The sequence below is a fragment of the Chelatococcus sp. CO-6 genome (genome assembly GCF_001271345.1).
GTDB lineage: Bacteria > Pseudomonadota > Alphaproteobacteria > Rhizobiales > Beijerinckiaceae > Chelatococcus_A > Chelatococcus_A caeni.
In genome coordinates this window covers 2,262,999-2,277,004 of record NZ_CP012398.1, presented here as the reverse complement: position 1 = coordinate 2,277,004, position 14,006 = coordinate 2,262,999, and the positions used below count along the sequence as shown (strand labels likewise).

The following is a 14,006-nucleotide window of genomic DNA, read 5'->3' as shown; positions in this document are numbered from 1 at the left end:
GTCAGGCATCGCCCGTTGCCACCTTCGGGGCTTCCGGCGACCTCTGCAACCGGGAATGGTGCGCCTCCCGGTAGACAGCGCGCAGAGGACGCCCATGACCCCTGACATATCCCGGTGGCGGTCGACATCGACCTACGACTATCTCGACGATCTCGTATCGCCCGATCTCGGCTGGGAATGGCTGCGGCGCAATGGCGACTATCAGCGCGACTATGCCGAGACCAGGCATCCGGCGTGCGATCTCAACGAACTGACGAACCGGGTCCGCAGACGCTGGGGGCTGCAATTTCCTTGTCCGCCCTTCTTTCAACGCGACCGAAATCCCCGTCTTCTGGTGCCTCGAGGACGACACCAGCACCGTGCTGCTGACGGCCGCGCCTTCCATACTTCCCGCCGATAGCAATCTCTTCACCGTCGTTCAGGAAACCGCCGCCCGCTCCGACGAACAGGGCGTCCATTTCCTGCACGATCCCGGAGATGGGCAGGTTCTCCATCTCCTGCGGCTGGCAGGCGTTGCCGGCGGCGAACCCCTTGCCGCGCTGATCCCGCTCGATCTCGACGGCCTCGACCGGCTCGAAGCCGTTCAGCGTCTGCTCAAATCCCTGCTTGGCCGCGCCGTACCGGCCGATACCCGCCTGACCAAGCAGCAACGCCGGCGCATCCGCCACATGCTGCAAGCCGTCGACGGACGCATGAACGGCGCGACCTACCGCGAGATCGCAAACGTCATTTACGGCGTGTCCCGCGTTGCATCCGATCCCTGGAAGTCCTCGGCGCTGCGCGACGCGACCATGGACCTTGTCAGGGATGCCCTCGCCATGATCGCCGGCGGTTATCGCGCCCTTCTTCGTCATCGCCGCCGATCCTGATCCGATGTCGGCAGAGGGGGTGCGATTTTGGCATCCCCTTCTTCGCACTCCCCCCTCGCGGCTCTCCTTCGCCACCGTGGCCTGCATCCGCCGCTCACTGCCAGCGGCCTCAACCAGCCCACGGAGGCCCGATCATGTCGCCCAATCTCGCCGGCTTGCCGCCGCGCTTTCTCAGAACTCCCGAAGCCGCGCGCTTCCTCGGTCTCTCCGGCCGGACGCTGGAAAAGCACCGCACCTATGGAACCGGCCCGGCCTATCGCAAGCTCGGAGGCCGCGTCGTCTATGCGATCGAGGACCTACAGGCCTGGGCCGATCGGGGCGCCGTCACCTCGACCTCCGACCCGCGTGGGTCTGTGCTGCCCGCCAAGCGCCATGAACCCGCACCGGCGGCCCACGCCGGCCGCACCCGTCGCTGAGACGTCCGATCATGAAGCGGCGGCGCCTCATCACCTCGACCGAGCGGGCCAGGCTCGATCCCTTCATCGTTGCGACCGGCGACGCCAGTCCGCGCGATCAGCGCGACCTCATGGAGCGACCCTTCTTCTCGCTCGCCAAGGCCAAGCGCGTCGCGCCGATCCTTTATGAGGCCGGCGGCGTCCGCGTCGAGGTCTTCGCCGTGCCCGAGCACGGCATGGCGACCATCTGGGATGCCGATGTCCTCATCTGGGCCGCCTCGCAGATCGTCGAGGCCGAAAATCTTGGCTTCAAGACCTCCCGCTTCCTGCGCTTCACACCCTATCAGCTCCTGACATCGATCGGCCGCGAAACCGGCCAGCGCGACTACAAGCTGCTGAAGGGCGCGCTCACCCGCCTGCAATCGACCGTCATCCGCACCACCATCCGCCAGGGCGAACATTGGCGCCGCCACCAGTTCTCCTGGATCAACGAATGGGAGGAATGCGTCACGCGCAATGGCCGCGTCGAGGGCATGGAGTTCGTGCTGCCCGACTGGTTCTATCGCGGCGTCACCGACCGCTCGCTGGTGCTCACCATCGACCCGGCTTATTTCCGGCTGACGGGCGGCATCGAACGCTGGCTCTACCGTGTCGCGCGCAAGCATGCCGGCCGCCAGCCGCGGGGCTGGATTTTCGAGTTCGCCCATCTCCACGAAAAGTCCGGCAGCCTCATGCGCGTCTCCGACTTCGCGCTCCAGCTCCGGCGCATCGTCCCGCGCCAGCCGCTGCCCGGCTACCGCCTGCACATCGAGCGCAAAGGCCGGCGCGAGCTGCTGCGCATCCTGCCGGCGAAATCTTCGATAGGACCTGTGGACAGCGCTGTGGACGCGGTCGGGACTTCGCACGCAAGCGGTATCGGGATTTCGCACGCGGGACCATCGAGACTTCGCACGCAGAGATCGCAGTTAAGTCTCTGGCCGGAAACGACGATTCCTAGCCTTAACTTAGAATCTAACAGAGAATCTAACTCTTATGTTGCGCGGAGCGATGTGGAAAACACCGTCGCTGCTGCCATTAACGGGCTCCTGCGAAAGACATCCGGGGCACGGCCAACCGGCAGCGACACCGCTCACCCATCGCGACTCCCCCTCGGGCGTAAACCGGGAGGGGCACGATGATTGTCGCGTTCCTCAACCAGAAGGGCGGCGTCGGCAAAACGACGTTGGCGCTCCATCTCGCGGGACAATGGGCACGGCAGGGAAGGCGCGTCACCCTGATCGACGCCGACCCGCAGGGCTCGGCGCTGGACTGGTCGCAGCAGAGGGCGCGCGAAGGCCTGCCACGCCTGTTCGGCGTCGTCGGCCTTGCGCGTGACACGCTGCATCGCGAGGCGCCGGAGCTGGCGCGGGACGCAGATCACATTGTCATCGACGGACCGCCCCGTGTCGCCTCGCTGATGCGCTCGGCGCTGCTCGCCGCCGATCTGGTGCTGATCCCGGTGCAGCCGTCGCCCTTCGATGGCTGGGCCTCTGCCGAGATGCTGTCGCTCCTGCATGAAGCGCGCATCTATCGCCCGCAGCTTGCCGCCCGCTTCGTTCTGAACCGCTGCGGCGCGCGTACCGTCATCGCCCGCGAAACGGCCGAGACGCTCGCCGATCACGATCCGCCGGTGCTGACGGCGCGGATCGGTCAGCGCGTCGCTTTCGCCGATACGGCGCAATCCGGGCGGCTCGTCTTCGAGATCGACGAGGACAGCCCGGCCGCGCGCGAGGTCGCGGCCCTTGGCGCCGAGGTGGGGAGGCTTGCGCCATGAGCGGGCGCGCTCCGAAACGCGGTTTCGCGTCGCGCCCCGCCGATCCCGAGCGCTGGATCAAAGCGTCGGATGCACCGCCGGCGCGCGACGCGGATGCCGCCGGTTTCACCGCCCGGCTGACGATCGACGTCACACCCGAACTGCGCGGCCGCATCAAGATCGCGGCGTTCCGGCGCGGACAGACCGTCGCCGACATGCTCCGCGACCTGCTCGCCCGCGAATTTCCCGCAGACGAAGGAGACCCTTCATGACCGGCACCACGGCCCCCCGCGTTGACGGCGGCCCGGTGCCGTCCGCCAACAGCTCCGATGGGCTCACTCATGTCGAGCTGACCTGGATCGAGAGCAGAATCGAATACTGGATCCGCTTCGGCCGCCAGGCCGGTGAACGGATTCTCGATCGTCGTCGGCGTGTCGTGTCCTTCCGTCCCGGTGCCGCCTTCGCCTTTGTCCGGTGGGCGGCCAACGATTTCGGCACGGTCATCTCGCGCATCGACATCGTGCGCGCCGTCGAACCCGGCGCCGCCTATCAGACGCTGCCCTTCGTGCGTCCTGGTGGCGAGATCCTGCTCAAGATCGAAGGCTGGTCGAAGGTCGAGAAAGTGCTCCTGCATATCGACGCGGTGGAAGCCGCCGGCGTCGATCCCTGCGACGTCGCCCCCGACCACTGGCGCCATGTGGCGCACAGGATGAACGCCGGTCACGAACCGCGCTCCTACACGTTTGCGCGCCATCAGGCATGGCTCAAGCGGCGGGAGATCGAACAATGACCCGCTTCGGCTATGTCATGCTCACCTACGTCGCCGCGATGGGCGTTGCCGCCGCAGCGGTCATTCCGACATCGACCAGGCTCGTCTGGAACGTGTCGGCCAGCGCGCCGATCGGGCTCTATCGGATCGATCCGGCCGAGCGTCTCGAAGTTCCCGACCTGGTCGCGGTGATGCCGCCCGAGCCGCTCGAAGATTTCATGGTCGAGCGCGGCTATATCGGCCGCGACGTGCCGCTCCTGAAGCGCGTCATGGGGCGTCCCGGGCAGCGGGTGTGTCGCACCGGCCACGCCATCACCGTCGATGACATCCCTCTCGGGGAAGCGCGCGACCGCGACAGTCACGGCCGCCCCCTGCCGGTCTGGCACGGCTGCCGCCGCGTCCAGCCGGACGAGCTGTTCCTCATGAACATCGACGTCCCCGACAGCCTCGATGGTCGCTACTTCGGCCCGCTCCCGGCCACCACCGTCATCGGCCGGGCGGTCCCCATTTACACCGACGAAGACGGAAACGGCCGCTTCGTCTGGCGAGCGCCGATGCGGTGACGACGCGCGCCTTCCTGCAATCCCACCGCAACCAAAAGGAGATTCCCGTGCCCCAGATCGGTCAATTCACACGCACGCCCGGTGGATATTCGGGCCGGCTCCGCACCCTCTGGTTCGACTGCGAACTCACCTTTGTCACCGCCGACAACGCCGACAGCGACAACGCGCCCGCCTACCGGGTTCATCTCGGTGACGAGGACGGCCCGGAGGTCGGCGCGGGCTGGAAACACTCCGGCGAACGGGCGGGCACGTTTATCTCAGTCGTCCTGGACGATCCGGCCTTTCCGTTTCCGGTCCGCGCCCGGCTATTCCAGTCGAATGAGGACGGACGCGACTGGGGCCTGCACTGGACCCGCCCGAAAAAGCGCGACGACCAGGACTGAACGATGCGCTGCGTCCGCTTGTCCCCAGCACTGCGGCGGTGCGGCCCTTGCGGCCGCATTGCCCTCCTTCTCCTTTCCGGCCTTTCCCTCAGCCTGGTCGAAAACGGCGCCGTCCTTGCTCAGCCGGCGACCGCCGGGCAGCAGCAGATCGGCCATCCATTCGCCGCTCATATTGCCGAGGCAGCGCAGCGCTTTCGCATTCCCGAACACTGGATCGTCACCGTCATGGGCGCCGAGAGCGCCGGCGCTACGCGTGCCGTCTCATCCGCGGGCGCGATGGGGCTGATGCAGGTCATGCCCGATACATGGGATCACCTGCGCGCCCGGTATCGCCTCGGCCGCGATCCGTTCGATCCGCGCGACAACATCCTCGCGGGCGCAGCCTATTTGCGCGAGATGTACGACCGCTACGGCACAATTGCCGCGATGCTGGCGGCCTACAATGCGGGGCCTGCCCGCTACGACGAGTACCTTGCTACCGGTCGGCCATTGCCTGCCGAAACGCGCGCCTATGTCGATTTGCTTGCGCCCGCGCTTGGCGCGGCTGTGCCGTCGCCGAACGCTCCGGCCGCACCGCCATCGCCACCGGACTGGCGCGAGGCACCGCTGTTCGTCCCGCGCTCAAACGACCGCCGGACTGTCGACAACCGTGCCTCCGAGGAGCCGTCGAAGACGTCCCACTCCCCCGTCCCGGAGCAGCGCGAACACCATCAACGACCACGGCCGGAATCGGTATTCGTCGCCCACGGCAGCACGAGGGACCCGTCGTGACCGACGCCATGTGCATTCGTGCCCTGTTGGGCTCTGGCGTAGCATGGCGGGCGCCGGTGGGGGCAGCAGGCCCAACAACCGCACGATGGCAGGATAAAAGGGCGCACATTGTGCGCCGGTCGGTCGGTTGTTTTGCTTGGATTTTCTGGCGCGTTCCGCACATTGCCCAGCCTTGGCGCAATGTGCGCCGACCGCTCAAATGCCCGTGTCTACGCGGGTTTTCGCACCTTGCGGAGCGATCTCATGGCCGATGATCGCGAGTTCCGCATCCGTCCCGGCCGCATCCGCTCGACGCGTGCACAGGCCGCGCGCCCCTTCATCGCCCAGGCGCTCGCCGCCGCGAAGAAAGCCGGCGGAGGCGTGTCGCGGTCTGGCCGCGTCGTTTCCGGCAACCGCTCGCGCTTCGGCCATGGCCAGCGTGCCAGCATCCAAGCCAACCGGCTCATCACCGCGCGCTCACGCGGCGCGGTGATCAAGGCACGTGTGGTCCGGCATGCCGCGCGCGCCGCGCCGCTTGGCACGCATCTCGATTATCTGCGCCGCGACGGGGTGACCCGCGACGGCGAGAAGGCGCGGCTGTTCGGGCCCGGAGAGGAGGAGACGGATGGCCGCGCCTTCGCCGAGCGCTGCGAGGACGACCGCCACCATTTCCGCTTCATCGTCTCGCCGGACGACGCGCTGGAGATGTCGGACCTCAAATCCTTCACCCGCGACCTCGTCGGACAGATGGAGAAGGATCTCGGCTCAGGTCTCGACTGGGTGGCTGTCGATCACTGGAACACGGAACACCCGCATGTCCATCTGATCGTGCGCGGTGTGCGCGACGACGGCCAGGATCTCGTCATCTCGCGCGATTACATCAAGGAGGGCATGCGCGATCGGGCGCGCGACCTCATCACCCAGGAACTCGGCCCGCGCACCGACCTCGACATCCGACGCAGCCTCGAGAACCAGATCGCCTCCGAGCGCTGGACGCAGCTCGACCGCCAGCTCGTTCGTGACAGCCGGCGCACCGGCGTCATCGACCTCGCGCCGCATCCGGGCGAGCAGCCCGACGAGTTCCACGCGCTCAAGGTCGGGCGGCTGCGCAAGCTGGAGACGCTCGGCCTGGCCGAGCTGGTCGGCCCCGGCCAATGGATAATCGACGACACGGCCGAGGCGACGCTGCGCGAACTCGGCGAACGCGGTGACATCATCAAGCGCATGCACCGGGCGCTGACCGAGCGCGGCATCGGGCGCGGATCGGCGGATTACGTGCTGGCCGCCGAAAGTCTCGACACGCCGATCGTCGGCCGCTTGGTCGAACGTGGACTCGACGACGAACTGAAGGGCACGGCCTATGCCGTGGTCGACGGCGTCGACGGACGGACCCACCACATCAAGCTCGCCGATCTCGATGCGGCCGGCGACAGCGCGCTAGGCTCGATCGTCGAGCTGCGCGCCTATGACGATGCCCGTGGACAGCGGCGGGTCGCGCTCGCGGTGCGTTCCGATCTCGACATTGAACGGCAGGTGACCGCATCGGGCGCGACCTGGCTCGATCGGCAAAATATCGCACGCGATCCCGCAGCTCTGTCGGAAGGCGGGTTCGGCGCCGAGGTCCGCGATGCCCTGGACCGGCGTGCAGATCACCTGATCGAGCAAGGTTTCGCCGAACGGCAGGGCCGGCGGATCATCTTCAGTCGCAATCTCCTCAACACGCTCCGCCGGCGCGAAGTGGACACACTCGGCGAGAAGCTCGCGGCTCAGACCGGCCAGCCCTTCCAGCGTGCGACCAACGGCGAGTACGTCGCCGGCGCCTACCGCCAGCGTTTCACGCTCGCCTCCGGCCGCTTCGCGATGATCGACGATGGTCTCGGCTTCCAGCTTGTTCCCTGGACACCCTCGCTCGAAAAGCATCTTGGCCGCCACGTCTCAGGCGTGGCACGCGGCGACGGCGGCGTCGACTGGGGTTTCGGACGCAAGCGGGGCCTGGGCCGGTGATGCCTCCGCTAGAAACTCTCCGATTTCTTACCGGCGGCCACCGTTTCTGCGATGAGCGAAGAATAAGCTTGAGAGCGGCAGGCATGGCCCGCAGCGTGCAGATATTTGCGCGGAACATAGACCATGTCGGGTACGAAAATTCTCTGGGGCCAGATCCTCATTGTCTTCACGATTGTCCTCACCACCACCTGGACGGCGACGCAGTGGACGGCCTGGCGCCTCGGTTTCCAGCCCCAGCTCGGCGCGCCCTGGTTCGAGTTCGCGGGATGGCCGATCTACTATCCCCCGGCCTTCTTCTGGTGGTGGTATTTCTACGACGCCTATGCCCCGCCGATCTTCATCGAGGGTGCCATCATCGCCGCCTCGGGCGGCTTCATGGCGATCGCGGTGGCGATCCTGATGTCCGTCTGGCGGGCGCGCGAGGCACAGAGTGTCGATACCTATGGTTCGGCGCGATGGGCGCGGCCCGATGAGGTCAAGGCGGCCGGACTGCTCGGACCCGACGGTGTCGTTCTCGGCAAGCTCAAAGACGACTATCTGCGCCATGAGGGACCGGAGCATGTCCTGTGCTTCGCGCCGACCCGCTCCGGCAAGGGCGTCGGGCTCGTCATTCCATCGTTGCTAACCTGGCCGGGCTCCGCCATCGTCCATGACATCAAGGGCGAAAACTGGCAGCTCACAGCCGGCTTTCGCGCTCGGCACGGCCGCGTCCTGCTGTTCGATCCGACCAACCCGACTTCGTCGGCCTACAACCCGCTGCTCGAGGTGCGCCGCGGCAAGTGGGAGGTCCGCGACGTCCAGAACATCGCCGACATCCTCGTCGATCCGGAAGGGTCGCTCGAGAAGCGCAATCACTGGGAAAAGACCAGCCACGCGCTACTAGTCGGTGCCATCCTCCACGTCCTCTATGCCGAGAAGGATAAGACACTCGCCGGCGTCGCCGCTTTTCTTTCCGACCCAAGGCGTCCCATCGAGTCGACGCTCGCTGCGATGATGAAGACGGCGCATCTCGGCGAATCCGGCCCACATCCGGTCATCGCCAGCGCCGCGCGCGAACTCTTGAACAAGTCGGACAACGAACGCTCCGGTGTGCTCTCCACCGCCATGTCCTTCATCGGCCTCTACCGCGACCCTGTCGTTGCAACGGTGACGCGCCGCTGCGACTGGCGCATTGCCGATCTCGTCGGCCGTAAGCATCCGACGTCGCTCTACCTTGTCGTGCCCCCCTCCGATATCAACCGCACAAAGCCGCTGATCCGCCTGATCCTCAACCAGATAGGTCGGCGCCTAACCGAGGACCTGCAGGCCAAGGCCGGACGGCATCGGTTGCTGCTGATGCTGGACGAGTTTCCAGCGCTCGGTCGCCTCGACTTCTTCGAGAGTGCGCTCGCCTTCATGGCGGGCTACGGGCTCAAGAGCTTTCTCATCGCCCAGTCGCTCAATCAGATCGAAAGGGCCTATGGGCCGAACAATTCGATCCTCGACAACTGCCATGTGCGCGTGAGCTTCGCGACCAATGACGAGCGCACGGCCAAGCGAGTTTCCGACGCGCTCGGCACTGCGACCGAGATGCGGGCGATGAAGAACTACGCCGGGCACAGACTCTCGCCCTGGCTTGGCCACCTGATGGTGTCGCGGCAGGAAACCGCGCGACCACTGCTCACGCCGGGCGAGGTCATGCAGCTTCCGCCAGCCGATGAGATCGTTATGGTCGCCGGGACATCGCCTATTCGAGCGAAGAAGGTCCGCTACTTCGAGGACGGACGTTTCCAAGAACGCATCCTGCCGCCGCCGTCGAACACCGAATCCGTGCATACGAAGGCTGATGACTGGACGAGTCTGCCATTGCCGGCGAGCCCGTTGGAAACCGCTCACATGTCTGCCAGCGCTGCATCGGAGGAGGACACGACTGATTCAGAACGGCGCCGCCAGCCCGAGTTGAGCCGTGCCAAACCCGTCGAGAAGAAGGCCCCGTTTGAAAACGAGTTCGAGATCGATCCCGCCGATGACGATCAGGAGGAGACTGCGCGCACCAGCGGGATGAACCGAATGATGCAGCGTGTGGCGCGGCAGGTCTCACTGGACCCCAACGACGGCATGGAGCTCTAGGCCATGCCCAGCCGCAAGAAGAAAGCGCAGATCTCCGTCTATATCGACCCGGACATCATGACGATGCTGGCGGACTATGCCGCCCGTCGCGAGCAATCGCAGTCGATGATTGCGGAGGCGGCGATCGCCTCCTTCCTGTCGCCGGATGACGCTGAAAGGCGCGAGGCCGCGATCGCCAAGCGCCTCGACCAGCTCGACCGCCGAATGAACCGCTTGGAGCGCGATATCGGGATTTCCGTCGAGACCCTTGCAATCTTCGTCCGGTTCTGGCTCGCGACGACACCGACTTTGCCGGAGCCGGCTGCACAGGCCGCGCGTGCCAAAGCCGGCGAGCGCTATGAGGCGTTCATTACCGCTCTCGGCCGGCGCCTCGCCAAAGGGCCGAAGCTCAGGCAGGAGATTTCCGAGGATGTCAGCGGTTCAGGCAGTCAATAACGCCGAGCGATGACGTAGTTCGTATCCCATGTGTTCCGCCATTTTCCCGTTACGAACTTCAAGCGGCGCGCCATGAGCGCCGGATTTCTTCCAAGTTTCAAAGGGGCTTGCTGAAGCCATCCGAACCTCGGAGACTGGCGTAGCGCAGACTTTCGGTCTTTGACGGGCTTTCGTCTCTAACCGAGCGAACCTCGTCTCGTTTGGTTCGGCTTCGCGAAAGGCAATGTTTTCGGCAAGTTCTGCTCGTTCCTCTGGCGCACCTTCTGCGACCCTTCTTCCGGCTGGCGTCACAATCCAGAGAACGCGAGGTAGGCGTTTCATGGCGGACGTACGGGCGGTTGTTCTGGACGCCTTCGGCTGCCAGCGCTTTCGCCAGCGTCGTCGCGGAGCCGGTGGCGACGAACCGTTCGAAGATCATCCTGACCGTCGCGGCCTCGTCTTCATTGACTACAGCTTGCGGTCGCGCACGTCGTAGCCCAGCGGTACGTAGCCGCCCATCCACATGCCGCGCTTGCGGGACGCCGCGACCCCGTGGATGCGGGCTGTCCTGCGCTTCGGCGCCATCGCACATGCTGTGTTGCTGTTCCTGCTCGCACGGCGGCGCTCCGGCGAGCGTGCGGGACGGCTGGCGGAACGCCTCGAAACTTTGGAGAAGGCCAATGACGTCCAACGCCAGATGCTCGACGCGGCGGCTCGCCGACCTCGCGATCGCAACGATCTCGCTGACCGGCTGCGCAACGGCCGCTTCTGACCCTCGCGTCGCCACCGTCTGCCCACCGGTGGTCGAGTATGGCCGCGAGTTCCAGGCGCGCTCAGCCGACGAACTCGATCTGCTGCTGGACGGGTCTCGGCCATTGCCGAGATGCTGAGCGACTACGCGGTGATCAGGGAGCAGGCGCGGGCCTGCTCGCACAGCAGCTAAATATGTTCAGTTGCCATTCCCCAAGGCGATCAGTAGCATCGCAGAGCGTTCAGCCATCCAAGCTCGACAGCGACCATCAAGACGAAAGCTCAACTTCGATGATGTCCGGACTTCTTCGCGCATACTCCAACGCATAGGCGAGTTCGCCCGCGGATTCCGCGTGGATGTCAAGCAGTGCCTCGGCCTTGTCGATCTCCTGACCGAGACTCACATTCAAGTAGACGCCCGCTGCCTTGGCTTCCGGCGCGCCAGCGAGCTTGGCGAGCCTTGCCAGCTTGCGATTGTTGATATGAACAATGCGACCTGCACGCGGTGCGATCAGTGGATGAATGTGGGACGCCCGCGGCGGCGTGCGCATGCCTCCTTGCGCCGCGCAAATGGCCTGGAACTTCCGCCAGGCTCGCCCGTCCGCAAGGGTCGCAAGCGCAGCGGCTGCTCCTTCCCCCTTGGCGGCCTTCCCACCAATCTCCAGGGCGGCGCCAGCCAGTGCCGCCGCGCGTCTGCGCAGATCATCCGGTGCATCCGGTGCACTACGGAGAACCGCGAGGACATCGAGCGCTTCCAGAGCCGGGCCTATTCCGCGACCGACCGGTTGCGATCCGTCGGTCAAGAGGCAAGTGGCCCAGAGTCCGAAACGCGCAGCGACGGCGCTGATCCGTTCCGCGAGGTGACGCGCCGACGCCTCGCCGCGGACCTTGGCGGTAGCTCCGACCGGGATATCGATCACGACGTGCGTCGAGCCGGCCGCGATCTTCTTAGACAGGACCGAAGCGATGAGCTGTCCCTCGGTATCGACATCGAGCTCGCGCTCTATGCGGACGAAAATATCGTCGGCCGGACTGAGATGCATCGCCCCGCCCCAGGCAATGCAGCCGCCCTCGGCCTCCACGACGCGTCGGAGCGTCGCGATATCAAGGTCAACCGGTGCAAGCGTCTCCATGGTATCCGCAGTTCCTGCCGGCGATGTGATTGCGCGCGACGAGGTCTTGGGAATCACGAGCCCGTTGGCGGCAACAATCGCGACAACAATCGGGGTTGTGCGGTTGCCCGGCAGTCCGCCAATGCAATGCTTGTCGAGCACGATCGGGGAATCCCAGAGCAAGCGCTCGCCGACATCGACCATGGCTCCCGTCAGATCGATGGTCTCCTGCTCGTCCAGAGGAAGGGCGGCGCTCGCCGTCAGGAAGGCCGCCAGATGCACATCTGTGTAGCGTCGTGCGGCGACGTCCCTGACGATCGACCCTACGGCGTGCGCGTCGAGGCGATTCCCATAGATCCGACGGCGGACACTGGCGAGGGATTCGAGCGTCGGTGCATGCGTGACGGTGACCGCGGCATCCTCGTCGAGGCTCAGGATCTTCCATGTGGTTTCGGTGAGCGCAATCTGATCGATGGCGAGCAGATCGTCCCCCTCGATCTGGAACAGGGTTGCCTGCACCTCCCGGCCACCGCTCGACACCAGGACCTGCGATCGGGAAGCCAGACCCTCCGAGCGGCAGACATGGCAGTCGGTCCGCATGATGACCACCGCCTGGTGCTGTGTGTGCAGGCGAAGGCGTGTTGCGCGCAGCTTCGGTGTGGCGGGGAGTTCGGCGTCACCCTGGCTCATAGGTCGAACGCCTGATCCTGGCGGGGAACGGTGGCCTTCCACTCCAGCTCCCTGCCGATGCGGACGCGCAGGGCTTCCGAAGCTTCGGGCTCCCCATGGACGATGAAGGTGCGGGCAGGCGCATGACGAAAGCCGGAGAGCCAGCGCATCAGCTCATCGGAATCTGCGTGCGCCGAAAGTGCAGGAAGGTCGGCAATCTCTGCCTGGACCGGTATCCACTGTCCGTGGATCTTGATCTCACGGGCGCCCTGCAACATGGCTCGTCCGCGGGTTCCGGCCGCCTGAAAGCCAGAGAACAGAATGGTGTTCTTCTGATCGGGTGCAAAGGCTTTGAGATGGTGGAGAACGCGGCCACCGGTCGCCATGCCACTGGCAGAGATCACCACCTTGGGATAGGTACTGGCGGTAATCGCCTTGGATGCCTCGACGTCCCTGGTGTAGGTGGCGATGGCGCAGACTGCGTCGCAAACCTCAGGCGAGAGCCGGTGATCCGCGCGATGCGTGTGAAGCAGGTCGGTCGCGCTGATCGACATCGGACTGTCGAGGAAAATCGGGATGGATGCCAGACGACCAGCCTGCTTTAATTGCCAGAGGTGATAGAGCAGCGACTGCGCCCGGCCAACGGCGAATGCCGGAATCACCACGGTCCCGCCGCGCTGAACCGTGCGGTCGATGACGGAACCCAGCATCTCGGTCGGATCGCCCTTTTGATGGGTTCGGTTGCCGTAAGTCGATTCAACGACAATATAATCTGCCTCCGGAACCAAGACCGGATCGGGCATGACCGGATCGTCATAACGCCCCAGGTCCCCGGAAAACACGATCCGCTTGCCGCCCCATTCGATATCTGCGGTGGCGGCACCCATGATGTGGCCTGCATGCCTGAACCTCAGAGTCGCACCGCCGGGCAATTGCATGGGCTCGTCGAACCGAACTGACGAGAAGCGTTCGAGGGCGCGTTCCGCGTCGCGAACCCCGTAGAGCGGCAGGGCCGGCTTATGCTTCGAGAACCCCTTGCGGTTTGCGTATTCGGCATCCTTCTCCTGGAGAAACCCGCTGTCCCTCAGGATCAGCTTCGCAACGTCGTGCGTCGCGTCGGTTGCGAAGATCTTGCCCTGGAAGCCATCCCTTACGAGCTTGGGCAAATAGCCAGAATGATCGAGATGGGCGTGGGTGAGAACCACTGCATCGATGCTCGAAGGGGCGATCGGCAGTGACTCCCAATTCAACTCACGCAGGTTCTTAAGGCCCTGGAACAATCCGCAGTCGACGAGGATCCGCTTGCCGTCATGGTCAAGAAGATGTTTCGAACCGGTGACAGTGCCCGCACCGCCGAGTGATGTGAATTTGAGCATGACTTCCTCCTGGTCGAATTCATGTGCTTAGTCGCCACCTGAAAGGGTTCG

Annotated in this window: 16 protein-coding genes; 14 read left to right on the top strand and 2 right to left on the bottom strand. The window is 65.2% G+C overall.

Annotated features, from left to right (window positions below; genetic code table 11):
- Positions 1-55: 55 nt before the first annotated feature.
- The 14 genes from AL346_RS25940 to AL346_RS10600 all read left to right on the top strand — a co-directional run bounded on the left by AL346_RS25940 (position 56) and on the right by AL346_RS10600 (position 10,820).
- Entirely contained in the window at positions 56-400 is a 345-nt protein-coding gene (locus AL346_RS25940) for a transcriptional regulator domain-containing protein (protein ID WP_371259728.1), read from the top strand.
- On the top strand, positions 360-869 hold the full coding sequence (locus tag AL346_RS10660) for a DUF2285 domain-containing protein (RefSeq protein WP_019400669.1): 510 nt from the start codon (positions 360-362) through the stop codon (positions 867-869). Before AL346_RS25940 ends, AL346_RS10660 begins: the two co-directional genes overlap by 41 nt.
- A gap of 134 nt (positions 870-1,003) precedes the next feature.
- Complete coding sequence (locus AL346_RS10655) at positions 1,004-1,285, top strand: AlpA family transcriptional regulator (protein ID WP_019400670.1); 282 nt, start codon at positions 1,004-1,006, stop codon at positions 1,283-1,285.
- Positions 1,286-1,296: 11 nt separating this feature from the next.
- The gene (locus AL346_RS10650; protein WP_019400671.1) at positions 1,297-2,442 is read left to right on the top strand and encodes a replication initiator protein A; all 1,146 of its coding nucleotides are present in this window, start codon (positions 1,297-1,299) and stop codon (positions 2,440-2,442) included.
- A complete protein-coding gene (gene parA / locus AL346_RS10645; protein ID WP_019400672.1) occupies positions 2,439-3,077 on the top strand; it encodes a ParA family partition ATPase in 639 nt (212 codons plus the stop codon). Before AL346_RS10650 ends, parA begins: the two co-directional genes overlap by 4 nt.
- Positions 3,074-3,328 carry a hypothetical protein gene (locus AL346_RS10640; RefSeq protein WP_019400673.1) on the top strand — a complete coding sequence of 85 codons (255 nt, stop codon included), beginning with the start codon at positions 3,074-3,076 and terminating at the stop codon, positions 3,326-3,328. Before parA ends, AL346_RS10640 begins: the two co-directional genes overlap by 4 nt.
- Positions 3,325-3,846: a DUF2840 domain-containing protein gene (locus AL346_RS10635; protein ID WP_019400674.1), complete on the top strand. Its 522-nt coding sequence runs from the start codon at positions 3,325-3,327 to the stop codon at positions 3,844-3,846. Before AL346_RS10640 ends, AL346_RS10635 begins: the two co-directional genes overlap by 4 nt.
- Complete coding sequence (locus AL346_RS10630; RefSeq protein ID WP_019400675.1) at positions 3,843-4,388, top strand: S26 family signal peptidase; 546 nt, start codon at positions 3,843-3,845, stop codon at positions 4,386-4,388. Before AL346_RS10635 ends, AL346_RS10630 begins: the two co-directional genes overlap by 4 nt.
- 47 nt (positions 4,389-4,435) lie before the next feature.
- Positions 4,436-4,771 carry a DUF736 domain-containing protein gene (locus tag AL346_RS10625; protein WP_026014863.1) on the top strand — a complete coding sequence of 112 codons (336 nt, stop codon included), beginning with the start codon at positions 4,436-4,438 and terminating at the stop codon, positions 4,769-4,771.
- A 3-nt stretch (positions 4,772-4,774) separates the two neighbouring features.
- Entirely contained in the window at positions 4,775-5,542 is a 768-nt protein-coding gene (locus AL346_RS10620; RefSeq protein ID WP_019400677.1) for a lytic transglycosylase domain-containing protein, read from the top strand.
- 243 nt (positions 5,543-5,785) lie between these two features.
- Positions 5,786-7,525 (top strand): VirD2 family relaxase/mobilization nuclease, encoded by a 1,740-nt coding sequence (locus AL346_RS10615; RefSeq protein ID WP_019400678.1) that lies wholly within the window; start codon positions 5,786-5,788, stop codon positions 7,523-7,525.
- Between the two features lie 123 nt (positions 7,526-7,648).
- Entirely contained in the window at positions 7,649-9,634 is a 1,986-nt protein-coding gene (locus AL346_RS10610; protein WP_019400679.1) for a conjugal transfer protein TraG, read from the top strand.
- Positions 9,635-9,637: 3 nt separating this feature from the next.
- Positions 9,638-10,069 carry a hypothetical protein gene (locus AL346_RS10605; protein ID WP_019400680.1) on the top strand — a complete coding sequence of 144 codons (432 nt, stop codon included), beginning with the start codon at positions 9,638-9,640 and terminating at the stop codon, positions 10,067-10,069.
- Positions 10,070-10,604: 535 nt separating this feature from the next.
- Entirely contained in the window at positions 10,605-10,820 is a 216-nt protein-coding gene (locus tag AL346_RS10600; RefSeq protein ID WP_167095637.1) for a hypothetical protein, read from the top strand.
- 247 nt (positions 10,821-11,067) lie between these two features.
- Here AL346_RS10600 and AL346_RS10595 read toward each other — a convergent pair whose 3' ends face one another.
- Positions 11,068-12,600 (bottom strand): thymidine phosphorylase family protein, encoded by a 1,533-nt coding sequence (locus AL346_RS10595; RefSeq protein WP_053193624.1) that lies wholly within the window; start codon positions 12,598-12,600, stop codon positions 11,068-11,070.
- Positions 12,597-13,955, bottom strand: a complete 1,359-nt coding sequence (locus tag AL346_RS10590) for an MBL fold metallo-hydrolase RNA specificity domain-containing protein (protein ID WP_019400684.1) — start codon at positions 13,953-13,955, stop codon at positions 12,597-12,599. Before AL346_RS10590 ends, AL346_RS10595 begins: the two co-directional genes overlap by 4 nt.
- Positions 13,956-14,006 lie beyond the last annotated feature (51 nt).